The following is a 21,965-nucleotide window of genomic DNA, read 5'->3' as shown; positions in this document are numbered from 1 at the left end:
GTGTGTTTAAACATGTATCTCTGTGTTGTGTATGCTGTTAAAATCAACTTTTTTCCACGGGTATTTCTCGGCATAATTAATAACCATGTTATGCATGTAGTCATTGCCCGGGTAGGGTGTTAGATGATTTTTGAGTTGCTCCAAACTATTCACTTCAAAATAATGCGATACATAACCCATTCCGTAAAAGCGGCCGTCTTCAATTAAAATACAGCTGTGTTCATCATCTTTGCGGCCTTCGTCGCGTATGGCAAAGGTTGGAAGTGTTTGTTTCAATGCAGCTATGGCATTGGCTATTTTATTATTATAATCATTCACACCTTCATGACCTTCACAAGCGCAAAGTGTTTTGTTGGCGCCTGTGCAGACATCAGTATTTTTTTGAATAAAGCATAGTTTAGGACAAAGCTCAAACTCATCAATCAAGCGCAGTAAAATGTTACGCCCATCAAGCAACGAACTGCAAGTATGTACCGGAACCGAATATTTGCGCCGTTTATCTACCGCCAGGCGCAGGTAACCGCGCTGATCTTCATAGGTATACAAGCCAAAATTGAACTCCAGCTTTTTTTGTGAGCGGTTAAATTGAGGCCACAAGCGTTTAATTTCAACCGCCTCGGTAAGTAAAGCCATCAATTCGGTACCGCATTCCTGGTAACTGATTCGATGAATATGGCGCATAAATTCCTGCCGTTGTGCACCAGAGTTATTACCGGCAAAATGGCTGGCTACACGCTTTTTGATGTTAACCGCTTTGCCTACGTATACAACCTTGCCTTTCTGATCGTGAAAGTAATATACACCGGGTGTAGGAGGCAGCTTATCAATAAACCGGCTGTGCAGGTTTGGTGGTAAGGCTTGTTCTTTAGAACGAATTTTTAAAGCAGTTGGAATATGATTTTCTTCGTCTTTGCTAAGTAGCAGAGTAAACAACTCGGCAGTTGCATCTGCATCGCCGCCGGCACGGTGCCTGGCCGAGTTGCCGATGCCTAGTTGATGGCACAGCTTACCCAAGCTATATGAAGCCATGCCCGGAATAATTTTACGGCTTAAGCGTACCGTACACAATTTATTGCACTGCAAATCATAACCCGCAGTGGATAGATGATGTCGCACAAAAGAGTGGTCGAAATTGACGTTATGAGCTACAAAGATATTTCCATGCAACAGGTTGTATATATCATAAGCCACATCTTTAAAATAAGGGGCCTGCTTAACCATCTCATTGCTGATACCGGTTAATGCTTGGATATACACAGGTATTTCGCGCCCTGGGTTTATTAAGGTTTGATAACGCTGTACAACTTCCTTCCCATCATGAATACATATCGCTATTTCGGTTATTCCGTTAGCGCTGGCATGCCCGCCCGTAGTCTCAATATCAACAATCGCATACATCTATTCAAAAATAAACAAAATATTGATGCTAATATTGTTAGCTACTGTTATTTATTTGTCAGAATCGGTAATGTAGAAAAGTGGTAGCCTACATTCATAAAATTAAAAAGCCATAGTTGCTTTTACAACTATGGCTTTTTGTTATTGGCAAACCTATGTATAGATTAATCTTTCTTTTTTTGTTGCTGCTGAACTTGTTGCTGCTGGCGCATCATTTCTTCAAGTTTGGCCTGAAAGCCTGACTTTTTCTTTTTAGGATCTTCCGGTTTTTTCTTGTTGTCTTGAATTTGTGCATGAATTTTTTTGTCATCCACCAACTGACGGATCAGGAACTGCTGGGCAAACGTAAGCATGTTAGCCAGAAAGTAATAATAGTTCAAACCGGCAGGGTAGCTGTTTAAGTAACCCAAAAACATAATAGGGGTAATGTAACCAATATATTTCATTTGGCCGGTAGCACCCGAAGTTTGGTTGTTAAAATAAGTGTAAACGATGGTTGAGATAGTCATCAACACACACATTAAACTTAAGTGATCGCCTAAGAAAGGAAGCGTAAAACCAAAGTTGATGAAAGCATCATAAGTTGATAAATCATGCATCCATAAAAAGCTTTGACCACGAAGTTCAAATAAGCTTGGGAAAAAGCGGAGGAATGCAATTACGATAGGCATTTGCAACAATAAAGGCAAACAACCTCCCAATGGATTCACGCCTGCCTGACGATACAGCTTCATGTATTCCTGTTGCAACAGGGTAGGGTTTTCTTCGCCAACTTTTGCTTTAATTTCATCCATCTCCGGCTTCAACACCCGCATTTTAGCCATGCTTAGGTATGATTTATAAGTTAGCGGAGATAACACAACTTTTAACAGGATGGTAAGCACCAGGATAATTAAACCCATATTCCAGCCAAATTGCTGCAAGAAGTTGAACACCGGAATTACTGCAAAGCGGTTGATGAATTTTAATGGTCCCCAACCTAAATCAATTTGCTTCTCTAAACCGTAACCTTGCTTTTTCAACGTGCTGAAACGGTTGGTACCAAAATAAAACTCCATTGGATAAGTACCGCTCGCATCGCGTGATAGCGTTAAATCAGCACGCATCTGTTTGATGTCGGTTTTGGAATTAACATCGGTAGTTACTGCTAAGTTAGCTTTTTCAAACCCTTGTTTGGCAATTAGCACATTCGAGAAGAAGTGCTGTTTGAAAGATACCCATTGTAACTTCTGATCAGCAATTGTTTTGCTATCGTCTTTGGTGATGCTTAGGTAGTCCACGTCATCTTCCATGTTTTTAAAATACACAGTAGAATACTGGCGTTCCTGGGTCATGTCTTTTTCCTGTTTGTGCAGGCTAGCCGACCAGTTTATGTTGATAGCGCTACTATTGCTAATTACGTTATCTAAGCCGGTGGTTTTTACAGTAAAGCCTAATTTGTATCCTGCAGCGCCTAACGTATAAGTATAATCAATATACTGGGTTGGGCTGTAGCTTAAGCGCAGGGTAACAGCGCTTGAATCTGTGCCTGCCACTTTAATGCTTGGCGTAGCTTGCGTAAAATACAAATTGTTGGTATCGAATGGACGATTACCAGCAGTAAACTTAATACCAAAGTGGTTATTGGTACCATCAAACAGTACCAGCGGCTTTTTATCAAAAGTTTTAAACTCCTTTAATTCAACAGTATAAACTCTGCCGCCACGATTGCTCAGTTTTACGCGGATGTCTTTATTCTCTAAAGTAATCAGTTGTTCTGTTCCGGCAGTTGCTGCGCCAAAAGGGCCTTTCAAAGCAGCTGAATCAACAACAGGGGTTTGATGGGTGGTGTCGGTTTTGACAACGGGGGCAGGTTTAACGCCTGCTCTTTTCAGCGAATCTGCATGTTGTTTTTGCTGCTCTTTTTTCAACTCATCAGCTGATGGTTTCATTAAAAAGAAAGAGCCAACCAGGATCACTAAAATCAGGAATAACCCCGTGAACGTGTTTTTATCCATTATCTATTTATCGTACAATTAATTAGTTTTTACGGGCATAAGCCAGCGAAGCGGCCACAAAGTTAACAAAAAGTGGATGCGGATTAGCAACTGTTGATTTTAATTCGGGGTGAAATTGCGAACCTACAAAAAACGGGTGATTTTTAAGCTCAACAATCTCTACCAGACCGTTTTCCGGATTAATACCCGATGGAATCATCCCAGCCTCTTCATACTGTTTTAAGTACTCGTTATTAAACTCGTAACGGTGGCGATGGCGCTCGGTAATATGCGTTTTTCCATATATGGCCGCTGCTTTACTACCTTTCTTTAAATCGCAAGGGTAAGCGCCCAAACGCATGGTGCCACCTTTGGTAGTGATGTTTTTCTGATCTTCCATCATGCTAATTACGGGGTAGGTGGTATGACCATCCATCTCCACACTGTTTGCAGCATCCAGGTGCAACACGTGGCGACCAAATTCAACTACAGAACACTGCATGCCTAAGCATATACCAAAAAACGGTATATTATTTTCGCGAACGTAACGAATAGCTTCAATCTTTCCTTCAAAACCACGCTGACCAAAGCCTGGTGCTACTAGTACGCCGTGTAAACCACGCAGGCGCTCTACAGCATTTTCGGGCGTTAACTGTTCTGAATGGATGTATTCAATACGTACTTTACATTCATTTTTAGCACCGGCGTGTATAAACGCTTCTGTAATAGATTTATAAGCATCCGGCAACTCTACATATTTACCCACTAAGCCAATGCGCACTTCGGCAGTTGGGTTTTTCAAACGACCCAAAAAGTCTTTCCAGCTTTCCAGATCAGGTTCATTTTTGTTGGGTAGTTTTAACTTGGTTAGAACGGTTTTGTCGAGCTGCTCTTTTAGCATCAACAATGGCACATCGTAAATAGTAGATGCATCGATAGACTCGATAACGGCATTTATATTTACGTTACAGAACTGTGCTACTTTTTTACGAATATCTTGAGTTAAGTGATGCTCGGTACGGCAAACCAGAATGTCTGGCTGGATACCATATTCCAACAGCATTTTAACGGAGTGCTGCGTTGGCTTGGTTTTTAACTCACCGGCGGCAGCTAAAAACGGTACCAAGGTTAAGTGAATTACTAAGGAATTGTTAGATCCTACTTCCCACCGGAACTGGCGTACAGCCTCCACAAAAGGTAACGACTCGATATCACCTACAGTACCACCAATTTCGGTAATCACGATATCATAATTGCCGCTTTCGCCTAAAATTTTAAAGTTGTGCTTAATCTCATCAGTAATGTGAGGCACTACTTGTACGGTTTTGCCTAAAAAAGCACCCTCGCGCTCTTTGTTAATAACATTCTGATAAATACGACCGGTAGTTATATTGTTGGCTTGCGACGTAGGCGTATTCAAAAAACGTTCATAGTGGCCCAAGTCCAAATCGGTCTCTGCACCATCTTCGGTCACATAGCATTCGCCGTGCTCGTAAGGGTTTAGCGTGCCCGGATCAACGTTAATGTAAGGGTCGAACTTTTGAATAGTAACGCGATAGCCGCGTGCCTGAAGGAGTTTAGCCAGAGAGGCTGAAATAATACCTTTCCCTAACGACGAGGTAACGCCGCCCGTAACAAATATATACTTAGTCATATGATTTTGCTGAATCAGGCCGCGGCATTTTTGCCGAAACCAATTGTATGTGTACGGGATGCAAAAATAGGAAAAATTTCGGCCTGCGACGGATTTGTTTACAAATTGTGATGGCAGCAGAAGAGGTTACCGAATAATAATTACAGCCGGTTTAGGTATAATGATGGTTATGAGAGTTTTAATCATTTTCAAGCTTTGCAGTCCTTCTGTATATAAGCAAAAATTTAATTAATGAAGGAGATTAGCAAAGCTTGAAATGAAACCGACAGTTAATATATATAGCCGCCTGTTGCGGAAGCGATTTTTCTTTTCACTTCGTCGTATGATTCTTTAACACGTATAAATGCTTCGTTATCACCAATCAAATAAATATGCACTTGTTCGTCTGGCTCGGTATATATAACTACCGAACTAATATTACGGGGATTGACCAATGCGGGGCGGCCATTCTTATCGGTAAATTCTAAAAATGATGTGTTCATGCCTGTATAACACTAACAATAGCATAAAAGTTGGCGGCCGTGTTCATTTAACTATTATAAATTGCCGAACAGTTCAGTCAGTACTCCTTCTTTCAAAGAATAGGTAGACATAACAATGTCGCTTAAGTTTAGGCGATCAATTACATATTGTGTAAGCAGCGAAGCAACAACAATCATATCTACACGAACCGGAATAATTTCTGGCATGGCTTGGCGTTGTTCATGCGAAGAGTCAATTATTTGGTTGGTAATGGATAAAATGTCAGGTAGCGCAAATTGGTAAGTAGTAATGTGTTTTAAATCGAAAGCATTTTTTTTAGCTCGCTCGGTTAACTCAGCAAATGTTTCAAATGCACCGGATGATCCGATAAGGCAGCGGGGCGGATAAGTTGTAACAGCTTTAAATAAATCAGACAAATTACTATCCAAATAAGTATACATTTCCTGAATGGCTGCTTGTGGTATTGGATCGGTTTGATGAAAACGGTGCATCAATCGCGCAGCGCCAATCTCGAAACTTTGCTTCCAAAAAATTTGCTGCTGATTGCCTAGTATGAATTCAACACTGCCGCCGCCGATATCCATAATTAAACTGGTATCCTGCGGCATACAGCCCGAAGCTTTTACGCCTTGATAAATATAGCCTGCTTCGGTATCACCCTCAATGGTTTCAATCAGGATACCCGTTCGGGCTTTTACTTCATTCATAAAATCCTGCCCGTTGGCCGCACTGCGCATAGCGGAGGTTGCAATGGCTTTAACTTGTTGCACGCCGTGCTGTTCTATATGTTCATGGAACATCAGCATGGCGTCAAGGCCTCGTTTATAAGCTTCGGGTTTTATTACGCCTTGGTGTATACCGTCTTCGCCAAGTTTTACAGGTACATAGTCGTGCAAAACTTCGGTAAAAAAGTTTTGATTATGTGGCTGTGCTATTAGTAAGTGAAAGGTGTTTGTGCCGAGGTCCATAACGGCAACAGGTTTACTCATGCCTCTAAAATAAAAAATCCCTGCAAAAAGTTTTACCAGTTTACAAGGATTCTCGAAAAGTTTAGGTTATCAAAAACATTACTCTTTATAAAAGAACCATTTGGCTAATTCGGCAAAGCTTGCTTTTTTACCGTACATTAAAATACCTACACGATAAATGCGAGATGCCACCCAGGTGGTAAACAGAAAACCGATAACCATCATACCCATAGAAAGGCCAATTTGCCATGCCGGAGGGTCGAATGGTATGCGCACCATCATGGCCACTGGGGCTGTAAACGGTATCATGGATAGCCATACACCCAGGCTGCTATCCGGGTTTTGTGCTAAAAAAGTCACTGAAATTAGGTAGGTAAATAGCAGTGGCATAGTAATAGGAAACATAAACTGCTGCGTTTCAGTCTCACTATCTACTGCCGAACCAACAGCAGCAAACAGCGCACTGTAAAGTAAGAATCCGGTAAGGAAGTAGAATAGGAAGCAGCTGACAATGTAACCCAGCGGAACAGTTTTTAACGCGGTAAATACACCCAGCATTGGGCTTTGCGGTGCATTAAAATATTTGTTGGCAATATAACTGACCCCCACAGATAGGATGATCCACAACAAAAACTGCGTTAAGCTTACCAATGCTACGCCAATAATTTTTCCCAGCATGAGTTGGAACGGCTTAACCGATGATACAATTACCTCGATGATACGATTTGTTTTTTCTTCTATTACGCCACGCATCACCTGGGCACCGTAAATAAACAGTGATAAGTATATGATGATGGCACCGGCAACCCCAACGCCATAAAGCGCGCCAATGCTCGAGTCTTTTTCACCTTTATCGGTAACTTCTTTGGCGTTGATGGAGATGTTGCTCTTTACATCATTCAATTTAGAAACATCAATACCTTTGGCTACCATGTTGTTATTGGTGGCAATATCATTCATTTGCCGCTCAATCTCACCACTTATATTAAGACTTGGTTTCTTGGTCGACAATATTTGAACGGCGTCTTCACTACTATAATTAGCCGGTATGTAAAGTAACAAGTCTTCTTTGTTTTTCTTTAAATCTTTTTTAGCTGTGGCTACCGGCGTCTTCAATACTTGGAACTTTATGTCTTTTCGGTCTTTAAATGCCTTACCGAATGTGCCGCTTTCATCCAACACCTTTACGGTTCTGACAGCATTCATTTCATTACTGTTCTTTGCAATAAAATACATTACGGCATACATAGCCAATATAAGCGCAGGTACTAGAAACACGGTGATAACAAACGCTTTTTTGCGAACCCTTGACAGGTATTCTCTTTGTATGATGAGGAAAACTTTGTTCATAATTTTAGCCGATTTGATTTACTTTTTGGATAAAAATTTCGTTGACACTCGGAATAACTTCTTGTAGTAAATTGATGCGTACTTTAGGAATCAGGTATTGTAGTACATCGTTAGACGTGGTATAGTCATTCAATTTAAGGCGAATTCTATAACAGTCTTCACTAGCAATTTCATCCAGCAGTGTAAAGGGTTGCTCACCGGTAAAATCGAGTTTTTCGCCACTATATTCAATTAAATAAGTGTTACTGCGGTAAGAGTTGCGGATATCTTTTACCCGGCCGTCCAGTATTTTATTCGATTTATGAATTAACGCTATAGAGTCGCACAATTCTTCTACCGATTCCATACGGTGGGTCGAGAATAGAATGGTAGCCCCTTTGCTGTTTAACTCCAAAATTTCGTTTTTAATAATTTCGGCGTTTACCGGGTCAAATCCGCTGAATGGCTCATCTAAGATAATTAAATCAGGTTCGTGCAATACAGTGGCTACAAACTGTGCTTTTTGTTGCATACCCTTCGATAGCTCTTCCACCTTTTTGTTCCACCAGTTTTCAATTTCCAATTTTTCAAACCAATATTTGATGCGGCGTGTAGCTTCACCGTGGCTTAGTCCTTTCAATCGCGCCAAATAAACTATCTGCTCGCCAATTTCCATCTTTTTATATAAGCCACGTTCTTCGGGCATGTAGCCAATGCGTTCTATGTGCGATTGGTTGAGCTTTTCGCCGTCAAAATACACCTCGCCGGAATCGGGGGCGGTAATTTGGTTGATAATGCGGATGAGAGAAGTTTTACCGGCACCGTTTGGTCCTAAAAGGCCAAACACTTGTCCGCGGTTAATTTCTAAACTCACACCGCTTAGCGCCGTATGGCCGGCGTATTGTTTTACAATATTGCGGATACTTAACATAGGGGTTAGGGGTCAGTTGAATTGTTTTGAGTTGTTGAATGTAAGCTTTTAAATTTAGATAATGACATTGATGTGATGTTACACATTGGCTAAACTTATTTCATAAAAAAAAGCCTGAAGCATAAAACTTCAGGCTTTTTATCTATAATTAACCGTATTACTTAGCTAATTTATCAGGTAAGGTTTAAACTCTTACTTCTCATTAAGAACTACTCAAAATATTCCTTCATCCGTTCAAAAAAGCTTTTCTCATTTTTGCCCGGATTAGGTTTAAAATTAGGCGAGTTTTGTAGTTTTTCCAGTGTCTCGCGCTCTTCGCGGCTAAGGGCTTTTGGTGTCCAGATGTTGATATGTACCAACTGGTCTCCGCGATGGTACGAGTTTACCTCGGGCACACCTTTGCCTTTTAAACGCAGCACTTTGCCACCTTGTGTACCTGGCTCAATTTTAATTTTGGCTTTGCCGTCAATAGTAGGTACTTCTACGCTGGTACCTAAAGCGGCATCCACAAAGTTGATGTGCAGATCATAAATTATATTGTTGCCATCGCGTTTCAGTGTTTCGTGCTGAACTTCTTCGATCAGAATTATCAGATCGCCGGGAACACCGCCACGAGGGGCTGCATTGCCCTTGCCACCCATGCTTAACTGCATGCCTTCGCTTACACCTGCCGGGATGTTGATGCTAATGGTTTCTTCACCACGCACTACACCATCGCCGTGGCATACATTACATTTTGAAGTAATGGTTGTACCTTCGCCGTTACAGGTAGGGCAGGTGCTGGTGGTTTGCATTTGGCCCAAAATAGTATTGGTTACCCTGCGTACAGCACCCGAGCCACCACAAGTACTGCAGGTATGAAAAGATGATTTATCTTTAGCACCGCTACCATCACAGGTTTTACAAACCACCTGCTTGTTTACTTTTATTTTCTTCTCAACGCCGTTAGCAATCTCTTCTAATGTTAAGCGCACTTTAATACGCAGGTTGCTGCCGCGGGCTACCCGGCGACCACCGTTTTGCTGACGACCACCGCCGCCACCAAAAAAGCCCTCAAACGGACTACCACCGCCGAAGATATCGCCAAACTGGCTAAATATGTCTTCCATATTCATGCCGCCACCACCGTAGCCACCACCTGTAGCCGACTGGGCGTTGGCTGCATGACCAAACTGGTCATACCGTCTGCGTTTTTCGCCGTTGCTTAGTACCTCGTAAGCCTCAGCAGCTTCCTTGAAGTTTTCTTCAGCAGCTTTATCACCAGGGTTTTTATCCGGGTGGTATTTGATGGCCATTTTGCGGTATGCCTTCTTAATCTCTTCGTCACTGGCGCCACGAGACACACCTAGTACATCGTAATAATCTCTTTTTGACATAATATCTTGGTTATTATGCTATTGAGTTATTGCCTTTACTATGGATGTAAAAATCCACTGCACCGCCTATAACTTAATAACCTAATTACTTTTTAACTAAATTAAGCGCCTACTACAACCTTAGCAAAACGAACTACTTTGTCGTTCAGGTAGTAACCTTTTTCCAATTCATCAACCACTTTGCCCTTCAGGTCGTCGGTTGGAGCCGGAATGTTGGTAATAGCTTCGTGAATGTCGGCGTCAAAAGCGGTTCCTTTGGCTTCCATTTCTTTCAAGCCTTTTTGTTTCAAAATGCCGTTCAGTTTGTTTTGTACCAGTAGCACACCTTCCTTTACAGCAGATACATCGCTGGCATTTTCCATGGCCTTAACAGCGCGTTCAAAATCATCGAGCACTGGCAGTAGTGATACAATTACTTCTTTGCCGGCGGTTTGTAATAACTCTACGCGCTCTTTGGTTGTGCGACGCTTAAAGTTATCAAATTCAGCGTATAAGCGCAAATATTTATCATTAGCCTGGGCAAGTTCTTCTTTCAATTTACTTTCGGCCGAAACTTCTGTTGCTTCTACCGGTTCGTTGGCGTTCAATTCATCTGCCAATGGATTTTCTTCTTGCTCGGGAGTGGTGTTGGTATTTTCTGTATTCACGTCGTTTAAATCTTCGGGTGATGAAGTTTCTTGCTTCTTCTTATTGTTAAACATGTCTTTAAAGTTCATGATAATAGTGCAAATCAAGTTCCTTGCCATGACTGTAAAGCGGTCAGGCTGTCAGTAACTTTTGAATAAAATAGGTAGAAATGTCTTTTAGTTGTCAGTTGGGTGTTGTCAGTTGTCAGAGTAAACTATTGTATAATACACGAGTTGCCCGAAAAAATCAGGTAACATCAAGATACCGACAGATCGCAACACGCAACTGACAACGAATTATGCAATTTGTGCATCTTCCAGCACTTTACCCGATTCGCATTTAATAATACGGGATGGGAAGGTGCGGATAATATGATAATCGTGTGTGGCAATAACCACAGCTGTACCCGATAAACTGATTTGTTTGAGCAGCATCACAATTTCTTCTGATGTATCAGGGTCAAGGTTGCCGGTTGGTTCATCAGCCAATATAATTTCAGGATCATTAATCAATGCACGGGCAATTACTACGCGTTGCTGTTCGCCGCCCGACAGCTCATGAGGCATCTTTTTTATTTTAGAACGCAGACCTACTTTTTCCAGCACGTCGCGCACTTTTTCGTCCATCAGCTTTTTGTCTTTCCAGCCGGTGGCTCGCATTACAAACAGCAGGTTTTGTTCAATACTGCGGTCGGTCAGTAACTGAAAATCCTGAAATACAATACCCAGCTTGCGGCGTAGGTAAGGAATGTCTCTTTCGGGTAGTTTATTTAAATTATAGCCACCGGCATGGCCATCACCGGTAGTAATTTTTATATCTCCATAAATAACTTTCAGCAAACTACTTTTTCCCGACCCGGTTTGGCCAATCAGCCAAACAAAATCACCCTTGTCGATATGCAGGTTTACATCGGACAGTACAAGGTGCTTTTGCTGAAAAATATCAACGTTTTGCAGTTTTATAATGGAGTTTCCAATCATTTCTGGTTACAGTTCAAGTTTTAAAATTTGTCCGAAGGGCAGGTCTTTCACCAATCCCATAATGTAATCGGCTTTGTCGCCCAAACCCACTTTGTCAAGCGACTTTTCCGGACGATCTACCCTGAAATAGGCCAGTAGCGTAAACTTGTCATCACGCAGCTGCACATAGTCGGGTATTTTGGCAACGCCTTTTACTTTGATAATATACATGCCGTTCAAAAATAGGTTTAATTTAAAGATTTGACAAAAATTCCATGGTATCTATTCCGTCGGCATAGTCCCAAAGTGCAGGCTGCTGGCTTTGGCCAAATGGTACCACTTGGTTAGGTACTTGTAAATCAGTGCCGCTTACAATGCACTGAATCTGGTCGGCCTGTTCGGCTAATTTAGTTTGGGCAGCTGCTAAATCTACATACTCTTCATAAAACAATACTGCTAAGGGCGAAGCTAAGCGCTCATCTTTTTTAAGCAGCAAAAAGCCATTATCAAAATGCTTATCGCTGTTTACCAAGTATATAGATTTATTGTAATCGTAATTGTTATTGTATTTATGATGGTGAATGACATCATTGTAACTCTCAATAGCTTCAAAAAACGGTACAAAATTATAGCCTGCAGGTACCATAAGTTTAGATACATTACGGCAGCCTAAACCATAATAAGCAAAAATATCTTTGCCCAGTTGATTCAATTCTTCGGCAGTTTCGTTACCGGTTAGTAAAGCCAGGCTATTACGATTTTTACGAATGATGTGTGGAACCTTACCAAAGTAATATTCAAAATACCGTGAGGTATTGTTGCTGCCTGTAGCTATAACCGCATCAAAACCTTCTAGTCGTTCCACAAACTGAATTTGTTCAGCAAAGCTGCTGTCTAAGTCAACCAGCAACTGCAATACGTATTTGATTAGGCGGGCATCTTGTGATGAAGCTTTAATAAGGGCAATGTTACCCGAAATCAGCACGCATAGCACATCATGAAATCCTACTAACGGTATATTACCGGCCAATATCAAACCTATTTTTTTAGGTGTAGAATTGGAAAAATGATATTTATCCAGCCATTGTGTCAGCGTATTTTCAGTAAGCGAAGAGCCTGCGGCAATCACGGCTTGCTCTACACTCTCGGGTGTAAACCAGGCATTGTGGTTGCTTTCAGTTTTAATTAACTGGCTTAAGGTTTCGTTAGGGTTGCTCAATTGGCGACCCAATTTAACCAAGGTATTTATTATTAATGATTTACTTTGAGTTGACATTGTAAGTATGAGGAAATGTAAACCGACAAAGCTTTTTTTTGTTATCTTTGCAGTCCTGTTATTAAAAGACAAAGTTAATCAGAATATAAGATATTGAGCTATGGCGATTAAAATCACCGACGAATGTATAAACTGCGGAGCTTGTGAACCTGAATGCCCCAATAATGCCATTTACGATGCCGGCGCTTCATGGCGTTTTTCGGATGGTACGGAGCTAAAAGGTGTTATTGACTTTGGCGATGGTAATACATTAAATGCCGAAGAAGCACAAGCTGCTATTTCAGACGATATATACTACATTGTACCCGATAAATGTACCGAGTGTGTGGGTTTTCACGATGAGCCGCAATGTGCTGCTGTATGCCCGGTAGATTGCTGTGTGGACGATGAAGATATCCGTGAAAGTAAAGAAGAGCTGATAGCCAAAAAAGAATGGCTGCACATGGAAGGGTAATCTTCTTTTGTATTAAAAATTTGAAAGGGACGCAGCTAATGTGTCCCTTTTTTGTTTATGCTAAACTTACCTATAAATTAGCGGCATGAATTACGGCATCAGTCAACTGGCAATTATACCCATGCGGGCCGAGGCCAGTGAGCGTAGCGAACAGGTTTCGCAACTCTTATTTGGCGAAACTTATCAAATAACCGAGTGGCAGGAAAAGTGGGTGAAAATTGTTACTGCTTACGATGAGTACGAAGGCTGGATAAGCCGTGTGCAGGTAAGTGTGCTGAATTATGAGGATTATCTGACACTGCAAAGTGCCCAATCCAACTTAACTACCCAGTTTGCTACACTGGTTTCAAAGCAATCAGACAGCAGTATTACCTATCTGCCTGCATGTAGCACGCTGCCGTTCGTTGAGGGTAATACATTTACCATAAACCAGGAAAGTTATGATTGTATATTAGCTCGCGAGTCGCTTGTTGATTTACTTGTCACTGCCCAATCTTACTTGAACAGCCCATATTTATGGGGCGGACGCACTCATTTTGGCATTGATTGCTCTGGTTTTACACAAGCCGTTTTTAAATTGCATGGCCATTTTTTAAAACGTGATGCCAGTCAGCAAGCCGAACAGGGCAGGGCAGTAGACTTTTTAACCGAAGCAAAACCGGGTGACCTTGCTTTTTTTGATAATGAAGAAGGGCGTATTGTGCATGTGGGCATTATGTTGAATAATGAACAAATTATTCATGCCTCTGGCAAAGTAAAGATTGATAGAATTGACAATCAGGGAATTTACTCGGATGAATTAAAAAAACATACGCATAAGCTGCGGATTATTAAGCGGTACTTTTAATCAAATATGTTTCGGTTAGAGCTATTTGTTTAGCTAGTATACAGGCGATTGCGTTTGTAATAACAAGCCGCGGAAAATCAAAACTTAATATCCCAGGCAATAATCCGTTTGTCATCGCCGGTTGATAATAATTGATTGCCATTCCAAGCCAGTTTATTGACTGATAGTTGATGACTGGCAAATCCTTTTTCCCTGCTAATGATTTTGTACAACTTAAAATCTTCGGCTCCCCATATTTTAATGCTCTTATCCATACTGGCAGAAGCAAAGTAAGGCTGGGTAGGATGGAACAGAATATGGTTTACCGCAAACATATGAGCAGCGATGTTTTGTACAAGTGTATAAGTGTGCGCATCCCAGATTTTGATTTGTGCATCGCGGGCACCTGATACAATGTAGCGGTTATCAGGCGAGTATTGTGTAGTAAACACAGCCATGGTATGTTCTTCCAGGCTATGAATAAAACCGTAATCGTTCAAGCTATATATTTTTACCGAATAATCACGGCAACCAAAGGCCACCTGTTTTTCATCTGGAGATATGCTGATGCTGCGGATGGTATCCGCTGACACATTTATGGTGTGCAGCAGGTCTAAGGTATTGAGGTTCCAAATACTTACTGTACCATCTTCTGAAGCAACTAAAAGTTCTTGTTTGCCGATAACCGATTTAATATCAAATATCGGTTTGCGATGATGCGCAAGCGTTTTAATGACTTTTTGCTGAATGAAATCAAACACCAGCACGGCACCACTGCGCAGGCCTGCAAACATCAAAGGATATCCCTCCGGGCAGTAAATAGCGTAAATGGACGTATTAACCGGGAACATCACTTTGATAAACGCCTGGCTATTAATATTCCATTCCACTAACCCTTTATCGTTACCACCACTAAATAAAATGCCCGGCTTTTGCGAAAGCTCGAGTGAGAATATAGGATTGCCGTGCCCGGTTAGTTCAAATGCTTTTTCTGCTTCCATAGGTTAGTTCACTTGTTCATTCATTCATGGGTTGATTAGGGCTAAACAACTTACCAATGAATCATAAAACCTTATTTATGCCTTTGTTCCAAATTCTTAGCAATGGTTTCAAGGTTTAAACCTTTGGCTTTAAGCAACACCAGCAAGTGAAATACCAGGTCTGATGCTTCGTTAATTAGGTCAGTTTCCGTTTCAGCCAACGCAGCTATCACTGTTTCTACACCTTCTTCGCCAACCTTTTGTGCTATCTTGTTTAATCCTTTTTGGCGGAGCTTGTTTATATACGAACCTTCCTGCGGATTATCAAAACGATCCTGAATAATGTTTTCCAGTTCTAAAATGAAGTTCTGGTTATAGGCCGTTTCAAAGCAGCTGCGTGCGCCGGTGTGGCAGGTTGGCCCGTCGGCTTTAGCTTTGATCAGGATGGTGTCATTGTCACAATCTACATGCAGACTTTTGACATGTAAAAAGTTGTTACTGGTTTCGCCTTTAGTCCATAACCGGTTTTTAGAGCGGGAGTAAAAAGTAACTATATTTTCCTGTACGGTTTTATTGTAAGCCTCTTGGTTCATGTAACCCAGCATCAGCACTTCTAGGGTTTGCTCATCCTGTATCACTACAGGCACAAGCCCATCAGTCGATTTGGTAAAATCTATGTTCATTGTATTTGTTAACGGATTTGTAATTTTAAAGGTACAAAGTTAAACAGATGTGCCATCAATCAGTTTAAATGATAATACGCTTTAATAATATCACTTTCGTTCCACTTTAACTAATCCTTGCCTGGTAGCTAAGTACAAGGTGCCGTTGTTGTCAAATTCCATGTCAGATATATACGAAGTAGGAATGGCTGAATTATCGTTATGATAATTTTCCCAACCTGACTTTAAATCGTATCTAACTAAACCTGCGCGGTCTGTTGCAATCCAAAGTACGTGCTCTGTTTTGTCATACAGTACTTTTGTAACATGGTTAAACGGCATACCTGAATTGTTAGTAGTGAATTGCTTTATCTCTCCATTTTTGTAAACGATCGCAATGCCTTCGTCATTATTTACAGCTTCTTTGTCTTTGCGGTCGTATTCGTATAAGCCCAGAAATACATTTCCGTTCTCGTCTTCATCAACAGATGTAATGCACTTTCCTTTTAAAACGCTTTGTGTTTCGTTAAAGTTAGTTGCTTTACCATTTTCGTCGATTAGTACAGACCCACTATAAGTACCTATCCAAATTCGATTTTTAGAATCTTTTTTAGCATATGTAACTCGGTTTGATGGTAAGGATTTAACATTTACTTGATCTATTTTATTCCACGTACCATTTTTGTAAATGATTAATCCATCGCTTGTGCAAAAAAATATTTCGTTAGATAGCTTGTTATTGACAATTTTACCCGCGCCTTTAAAGCCAATCAGTTTTGGTTCATGCAATGTCCAAGTGCCATTGTTATAGCTGTAAATATTACCTTTTCCACAAACCCATGTTGTGTTGTTATTAGCAGAAGATAATGCATAATAAGAGAAGTAGTTTCCCCTTGCTGTTATGTTTTGCTCTGCGTGCTGAAAGGTTTTACCATCAAATCGTACTAAGCCCTCATCAATGGTAAGCCAAATACCATTATTATTGTCAATGGCTATATGGTCGTTAAAGTTGTCAGGCAAGTTAGAATTTTTTGAATTCCATACCTTAATATCATAACTGTTTAAGTGTTCGTTTAGGTATTTAAAGTCCTTGTTGTATATCTGAGGAGAATTCGGTTTATCAAATGATTTTTTGAAAGCATTTATGTCAACCCGCATTATCTGTGCAGTTAAAGTACCTGCTTTTATTTCAACAAGTACATTAATGGATGTGCGTCCTTCTGCTTTTCCTGAATTTTTAGCAGGAGTCCAATAGCGAAATTCGTTAAAGCGTTTAATTACGTTCGTTGTTATTGCACTTTTTGAATTATCAGTATGGCTTAGTACGCAACCATTGCCTACCGAGTCTACTAAAATCTGCAACATGACCTTACCCGTTATCTTAGTGTAATCGTTGCTTTTATTCAAATCGGTTAAAAGTTTTGAAAACTTAGTTTTATTGAAACCAGCTTTCTCGTCACCGCAGTCCAAGCAAAAGGTTTGGGTATTGCAATTGTCCAATTTGTTTGGGAAAAGGTTTTGTGATTTTAATAAATTGCTAAAACAGAGAAATGTAATGAAGATAAAAGTTCTTTTCATTCAATTTATGATGTTGTAGTTTGAAGCTTAAGTATTTTATATCCTCACTTCTATGTGATTCTCTTTCAATTTATTTTTCAAATCCGGTATCAATATCTCACCATAATGAAATACTGATGCGGCTAAGGCGGCATCTACGTTGGTTTGCTCAAACACATCTACAAAGTGCTGCATGTTGCCTGCACCTCCTGATGCGATGACCGGTATATGCACTGCGTCATTAACCACTTTTAAAAAGTGATTGTCAAAACCGGCCTTGGTACCGTCATGATCCATTGAGGTAAGCAAAATCTCACCAGCGCCACGACTTTCGGCTTCCTTTATCCAGCTTAGCGTTTCTTTATCCGTAGCAATGCGGCCTCCATTCAGATGCACAATGTTGGTGTTGCTGACGTGCCGAGTATCTACCGCAACAATCACAAACTGAACCCCGAAAGCTTTAGCCAGTTCGTCAATCAGCGCCGGATTGCGCACCGCTGCAGAATTGATGGAAATTTTATCAGCACCAGCATTCAGCAAGGCATCCGCATCAGCAATTTCATTGATGCCGCCACCGATGGTAAACGGAATATTAATTTGCCGGGCAACTGCTTTTACCAGCTCAACCAGTGTTTTGCGTTTTTCGTGCGTGGCGGTAATATCCAGAAACACCAGCTCATCGGCGCCTTGCTGCGAGTAGTTCCACGCCAGTTCTACCGGATCGCCCGCATCGCGCAGGTCCACAAAGTTTACGCCTTTTACGGTGCGGCCGTCTTTAACATCAAGGCAGGGAATAATTCTTTTAGCTAACATGAGTATTTGGTGTCATTGTTTCCTTCCTCGCAATGACATTGATATATTATTACATTGATATCAAAGACTTCAAATTCCAGTTTTTTACGTCTTCAATGGTGATGCGACCTTCATAGATGGCTTTGCCTACTACACAACTTTCTACCTTAATTTTGCTTAGCTGTTCTACATCTTTCATGGAGCTTACACCACCCGAAGCAATTAATTTAATAAAAGGAGAGTGGTTCAATAGTTTTTTGTAGAGATCAACACCTGCACCGCCTAACTTGCCATCTTTGTCAATATCAGTGCATAAAAAGCGATAAAAGCCTAAGTTTAAGCATCGATCCACGTAATCAATCAGTTTTATAGGCGAGCTTTCCATCCAGCCGGAGTATTTAATTACTTCGTCTAACACATCAATAGCCACCACAATTTGGTCTGAACATTTATGTGGTCCGCACATAGTTTTGCTCAACTCATCCAAAAAGCTTGGATTGGTGATAGCCTGGGTGCCCACAATCACGCGGGCAATACCAGCATCAGTCAGTTCTTTCACTTTATCAATACTGCGGATACCACCGCCGTACTGCACCTTCATGTCAGTTTTTTTGATAATATCAAAAAGGTACTGCTGGTTGCTGAAATCGTTTTTAGCACCGTTTAGGTCGATGATATGGATGAGTTCGGTACCGTTTGACTGGTAGCGCTCAATCATTTCTTCCAAGCTAACGTCGTATTGCGTTACCTGCTGATAATCGCCCTCGCGCAAACGAACTACCTTTTTGTTTAGAATATCAATAGCCGGGATAATATACATGACTTTATAAATTAGAAAAGTTTTTAAGTAAAGTTTCGCCGTAAGCACCCGATTTTTCGGGGTGAAATTGTACGCCGTAAAAATTGTTGTACCAAATTGATGCCGAATATTTTAAGCTATAATCTGTTGATGCTAAAGTATATGCGTCACTATATTCAATGTAGTATGAATGTACGTAATAGAAGTGCGCACCGTTTGGAATGCCTGTAAATAAGAGATTTTCTTTTTCCTGATAAACCTGGTTCCAACCAGTGTGCGGTACTTTATAAGCGTCGCTGTCCTTAAATTTTAAGGTCTTGTTCGGAAAAATGTTCAGCAAGTCAGCATCACCTTCTTGTGAGTAGGCAGTCATCAACTGCATGCCCACACAAATACCTAAAGTTGGTTTTTGCAGCGCTTTAATGGTAGGCACCAGTCCTGTTTGTTCCAGTTTGTTCATGGCCGCGCCGGCATGACCAACGCCCGGAATAATATATCGGTCGTACTGCTCAAAATCAGCTTCGGTATGAATCATGCCGTAACTAACATCCAGGCGGTCTAGCGCCGAAGTGAGTGAGAAGATATTGCCTGCGCCATAGCGGACAATGCCGATATTGGCATTGCCATTGGCAGGAGTGGAGGACGCAATTTCCGTATCTTGTTTTTCTTTTATTTCCATTATCACAGTTCCATCAGGAACAAGGCTTAAAGTACCCCTTTAGTACTTGGTAACACCATGTTGTTAACATCACGCCGAACAGCCATTTTGATGGCTTTGGCAAAAGCTTTAAATATAGCTTCAATTTTATGATGCTCGTTGTATCCTTCAGCTTTAATGTTCAGGTTACATTTGGCCGCATCGGTAAATGATTTAAAGAAGTGATAGAACATTTCGGTCGGCATATCGCCCACTTTTTCACGGTTGAACTCCGCTTCCCAAACAATCCAGTTGCGGCCGCCGAAGTCGATCGCAGCTTGTGCAAGGCAATCATCCATGGGCAGGCAAAAGCCGTAGCGCTCTATACCGCGTTTGTTGCCTAAGGCGGTGGCGAAAGCCTCGCCTAAAGCAATGCCGGTATCTTCTATGGTGTGGTGTTCGTCAATATGCAAGTCGCCTTTAGCTATAATTTCCAGGTCAATACTGCCATGACGGGCAATTTGGTCCAGCATGTGGTCAAAAAAGTGAAGGCCGGTTTGTACCTTGGCTTCGCCGGTACCATCCAAATTTATGTGGATGTAAATATCAGTTTCTTTAGTAGTACGGCGGTGTTCAACCACGCGTTCGCCTACTTTCAAAAATTCATAAATCTGCTGCCAGTCGGTGGTTTCTAATGCCACGCTAGCGTTAATGGCAGCCAGTTGCGCTTCTGTAAATTCTTTTGCACCTAAACCTGATTGGTTGTTTAGCCAAATGGCTTTTGCACCTAAGTTATTAGCTAAAAGAACGTCGTTGAGCCTGTCGCCAATCACATATGAGTTGGCCAAATCATACTGCTCCGGGTTCATATAAGCGGTTAACATGGCGGTACCGGGCTTACGGGTAGGGGCGTTGTCGGCCGGAAAAGTGCGGTCTATATAAGTGGCCTCAAAATGGGCACCCTCATTGGCAAAAGTTTTCATGATTAAATCATGAACCGGGAAGAAGTTTTCATCCGGGTGAGAAGCGGTTCCTAAACCATCCTGATTAGTTACCATCACCAATTCGTAATCCAATTCTTTGGCGATGCGGGGCAGGTACTGCAAAGCTTTTGGATAAAATTCCAGCTTATAAAAAGAATCGATCTGCTCATCGGCGCATTCTTTAATTAATGTGCCATCGCGGTCTATAAACAATATCTTTTTTAAAGTACTCATTTGAAATTCTTCAGGGTATTTATCAAAATGACGTTTTCTTTAGGCGTTCCGATTGTAAAGCGCAATGAACCTTCGCACAATTCAACTTTAGAGCGATCGCGTACAATGATGCCATGCTGAACTAAATAATTGTAAATGCCCTTGGCATCAGTAGTTTTTACTAAGATAAAGTTAGCATCCGAAGGATAAATATCCAGCACAAACTCGAAGTTTCTGAGTTCTAACACTAGTTTGTCCCGCTCAGCCAGTACTTCTTTAATCCAGGCGTTTACCTGCGTAGTATTTTGCAATGCTTGTAACGCTAGTTGTTGCGATGCTTCGTTAATATTGTAAGGCGGTTTTACCTTGTTCATCACCTCAATAATTTCCTCACTGGCAAAAGCCATGCCCACGCGTAAACCTGCTAAGCCCCACGCTTTGGACAGGGTTTGCAATACCACTAAGTTTGCATACTCCGTTAACTCCTGAATAAAGCTTTTTTGACGGCTAAAATTAATATATGCCTCATCTACTACCACCAAACCTTTAAAGTTGGTTAGCAAAGTCTCAATATCATCGCGGTTAATGGAGTTGCCGGTGGGGTTATTAGGCGAGCAAATAAATATCATTTTGGTGTGCGCATCAATAGCTTCGGCAATACCTTCCATGTTTAACTGGTAATCATCGGTAAGATTAACCTTTTTGATTTGCACATCGTTAATGTTGGCCGATACCTCGTACATGCCATAAGTAGGCGGTACTAAAATAACATTGTCTGCTACGGGATTGCAGAAGCTGCGGAACAGAATGTCGATAGCCTCGTCGCTACCATTGCCTAAAAAAATGTTACGCGGTGGCACACCTTTAATTTCGCTCAGGCGTTTTTTTACCTGAAATTGTAAAGGGTCAGGGTAGCGGTTGTAGGCAGTATCCAGCGGCGAACCGAATGCATTTTCGTTTGCATCCAAATATACGCTGGCTTCTCCCTGAAACTCATCACGGGCGGACGAGTAGGGCTTTAAGTTTTTTATGTTTTCCCGAAGGATATTATTAATGTCGAACATTGTAAGGGAATGAAAAATGAA

Annotated in this window: 22 protein-coding genes; 2 read left to right on the top strand and 20 right to left on the bottom strand. The window is 41.3% G+C overall.

The features are described 5' to 3' along the window. Positions 1-6: 6 nt before the first annotated feature. The 12 genes from GPM24_RS08700 to GPM24_RS08645 form a co-directional block, all read right to left on the bottom strand. Entirely contained in the window at positions 7-1,398 is a 1,392-nt protein-coding gene (locus GPM24_RS08700) for an exonuclease domain-containing protein (RefSeq protein ID WP_158826375.1), read from the bottom strand. Positions 1,399-1,562: 164 nt separating this feature from the next. Beyond that, complete coding sequence (yidC, locus tag GPM24_RS08695) at positions 1,563-3,395, bottom strand: membrane protein insertase YidC (RefSeq protein WP_158826374.1); 1,833 nt, start codon at positions 3,393-3,395, stop codon at positions 1,563-1,565. 22 nt (positions 3,396-3,417) lie between these two features. Then, positions 3,418-5,028 (bottom strand): CTP synthase, encoded by a 1,611-nt coding sequence (gene pyrG / locus GPM24_RS08690; protein WP_158826373.1) that lies wholly within the window; start codon positions 5,026-5,028, stop codon positions 3,418-3,420. Positions 5,029-5,297: 269 nt separating this feature from the next. After that, positions 5,298-5,510 carry a hypothetical protein gene (locus GPM24_RS08685; RefSeq protein WP_158826372.1) on the bottom strand — a complete coding sequence of 71 codons (213 nt, stop codon included), beginning with the start codon at positions 5,508-5,510 and terminating at the stop codon, positions 5,298-5,300. A gap of 54 nt (positions 5,511-5,564) precedes the next feature. Further along, positions 5,565-6,500 (bottom strand): Ppx/GppA phosphatase family protein, encoded by a 936-nt coding sequence (locus GPM24_RS08680; protein ID WP_158826371.1) that lies wholly within the window; start codon positions 6,498-6,500, stop codon positions 5,565-5,567. Positions 6,501-6,578: 78 nt separating this feature from the next. Continuing rightward, complete coding sequence (locus tag GPM24_RS08675; RefSeq protein ID WP_158826370.1) at positions 6,579-7,829, bottom strand: ABC transporter permease; 1,251 nt, start codon at positions 7,827-7,829, stop codon at positions 6,579-6,581. A gap of 4 nt (positions 7,830-7,833) precedes the next feature. Further along, positions 7,834-8,739: an ABC transporter ATP-binding protein gene (locus GPM24_RS08670; RefSeq protein WP_158826369.1), complete on the bottom strand. Its 906-nt coding sequence runs from the start codon at positions 8,737-8,739 to the stop codon at positions 7,834-7,836. A 209-nt stretch (positions 8,740-8,948) separates the two neighbouring features. Further along, the gene (gene dnaJ, locus GPM24_RS08665) at positions 8,949-10,115 is read right to left on the bottom strand and encodes a molecular chaperone DnaJ (RefSeq protein WP_158826368.1); all 1,167 of its coding nucleotides are present in this window, start codon (positions 10,113-10,115) and stop codon (positions 8,949-8,951) included. A 101-nt stretch (positions 10,116-10,216) separates the two neighbouring features. Then, positions 10,217-10,861, bottom strand: a complete 645-nt coding sequence (locus GPM24_RS08660; RefSeq protein WP_233268766.1) for a nucleotide exchange factor GrpE — start codon at positions 10,859-10,861, stop codon at positions 10,217-10,219. A gap of 177 nt (positions 10,862-11,038) precedes the next feature. Next, entirely contained in the window at positions 11,039-11,722 is a 684-nt protein-coding gene (locus tag GPM24_RS08655) for a cell division ATP-binding protein FtsE (RefSeq protein WP_158826367.1), read from the bottom strand. Positions 11,723-11,728: 6 nt separating this feature from the next. After that, positions 11,729-11,932 carry a fructose-6-phosphate aldolase gene (locus GPM24_RS08650; RefSeq protein ID WP_158826366.1) on the bottom strand — a complete coding sequence of 68 codons (204 nt, stop codon included), beginning with the start codon at positions 11,930-11,932 and terminating at the stop codon, positions 11,729-11,731. A gap of 22 nt (positions 11,933-11,954) precedes the next feature. Continuing rightward, positions 11,955-12,977 carry an acyl-CoA reductase gene (locus GPM24_RS08645; protein WP_158826365.1) on the bottom strand — a complete coding sequence of 341 codons (1,023 nt, stop codon included), beginning with the start codon at positions 12,975-12,977 and terminating at the stop codon, positions 11,955-11,957. Between the two features lie 100 nt (positions 12,978-13,077). On the opposite strand from GPM24_RS08645, the gene GPM24_RS08640 reads away from it, so the two are divergent. Both GPM24_RS08640 and GPM24_RS08635 read left to right on the top strand, forming a co-directional pair. Continuing rightward, positions 13,078-13,431: a 4Fe-4S dicluster domain-containing protein gene (locus GPM24_RS08640; protein WP_158826364.1), complete on the top strand. Its 354-nt coding sequence runs from the start codon at positions 13,078-13,080 to the stop codon at positions 13,429-13,431. A gap of 85 nt (positions 13,432-13,516) precedes the next feature. Beyond that, positions 13,517-14,278, top strand: coding sequence for a C40 family peptidase (locus tag GPM24_RS08635; protein ID WP_158826363.1), 762 nt, complete (start codon positions 13,517-13,519; stop codon positions 14,276-14,278). Between the two features lie 77 nt (positions 14,279-14,355). Here GPM24_RS08635 and GPM24_RS08630 read toward each other — a convergent pair whose 3' ends face one another. The 8 genes from GPM24_RS08630 to hisC all read right to left on the bottom strand — a co-directional run bounded on the left by GPM24_RS08630 (position 14,356) and on the right by hisC (position 21,944). After that, the gene (locus GPM24_RS08630; protein ID WP_158826362.1) at positions 14,356-15,258 is read right to left on the bottom strand and encodes a WD40 repeat domain-containing protein; all 903 of its coding nucleotides are present in this window, start codon (positions 15,256-15,258) and stop codon (positions 14,356-14,358) included. 71 nt (positions 15,259-15,329) lie between these two features. Then, complete coding sequence (gene hisIE / locus GPM24_RS08625) at positions 15,330-15,920, bottom strand: bifunctional phosphoribosyl-AMP cyclohydrolase/phosphoribosyl-ATP diphosphatase HisIE (RefSeq protein WP_158826361.1); 591 nt, start codon at positions 15,918-15,920, stop codon at positions 15,330-15,332. A 90-nt stretch (positions 15,921-16,010) separates the two neighbouring features. Then, positions 16,011-17,264 (bottom strand): ligand-binding sensor domain-containing protein, encoded by a 1,254-nt coding sequence (locus GPM24_RS08620; protein WP_158826360.1) that lies wholly within the window; start codon positions 17,262-17,264, stop codon positions 16,011-16,013. A 249-nt stretch (positions 17,265-17,513) separates the two neighbouring features. Beyond that, entirely contained in the window at positions 17,514-18,269 is a 756-nt protein-coding gene (gene hisF / locus GPM24_RS08615) for an imidazole glycerol phosphate synthase subunit HisF (protein WP_158826359.1), read from the bottom strand. Between the two features lie 49 nt (positions 18,270-18,318). Next, complete coding sequence (locus GPM24_RS08610) at positions 18,319-19,068, bottom strand: 1-(5-phosphoribosyl)-5-[(5-phosphoribosylamino)methylideneamino]imidazole-4-carboxamide isomerase (protein WP_158826358.1); 750 nt, start codon at positions 19,066-19,068, stop codon at positions 18,319-18,321. Between the two features lie 4 nt (positions 19,069-19,072). Beyond that, on the bottom strand, positions 19,073-19,726 hold the full coding sequence (gene hisH, locus GPM24_RS08605) for an imidazole glycerol phosphate synthase subunit HisH (protein ID WP_158826357.1): 654 nt from the start codon (positions 19,724-19,726) through the stop codon (positions 19,073-19,075). Between the two features lie 26 nt (positions 19,727-19,752). Then, entirely contained in the window at positions 19,753-20,901 is a 1,149-nt protein-coding gene (gene hisB, locus GPM24_RS08600) for a bifunctional histidinol-phosphatase/imidazoleglycerol-phosphate dehydratase HisB (RefSeq protein WP_158826356.1), read from the bottom strand. Further along, positions 20,898-21,944, bottom strand: coding sequence for a histidinol-phosphate transaminase (hisC, locus tag GPM24_RS08595; RefSeq protein ID WP_158826355.1), 1,047 nt, complete (start codon positions 21,942-21,944; stop codon positions 20,898-20,900). Before hisC ends, hisB begins: the two co-directional genes overlap by 4 nt. Positions 21,945-21,965: the final 21 nt, after the last annotated feature.

The organism is Mucilaginibacter lacusdianchii, assembly GCF_009770985.1.
In the GTDB taxonomy this organism is placed as follows: domain Bacteria; phylum Bacteroidota; class Bacteroidia; order Sphingobacteriales; family Sphingobacteriaceae; genus Mucilaginibacter; species Mucilaginibacter lacusdianchii.
Note: the sequence above shows the minus strand (reverse complement) of the source record. Positions and strands in the feature narration are given on the sequence as shown.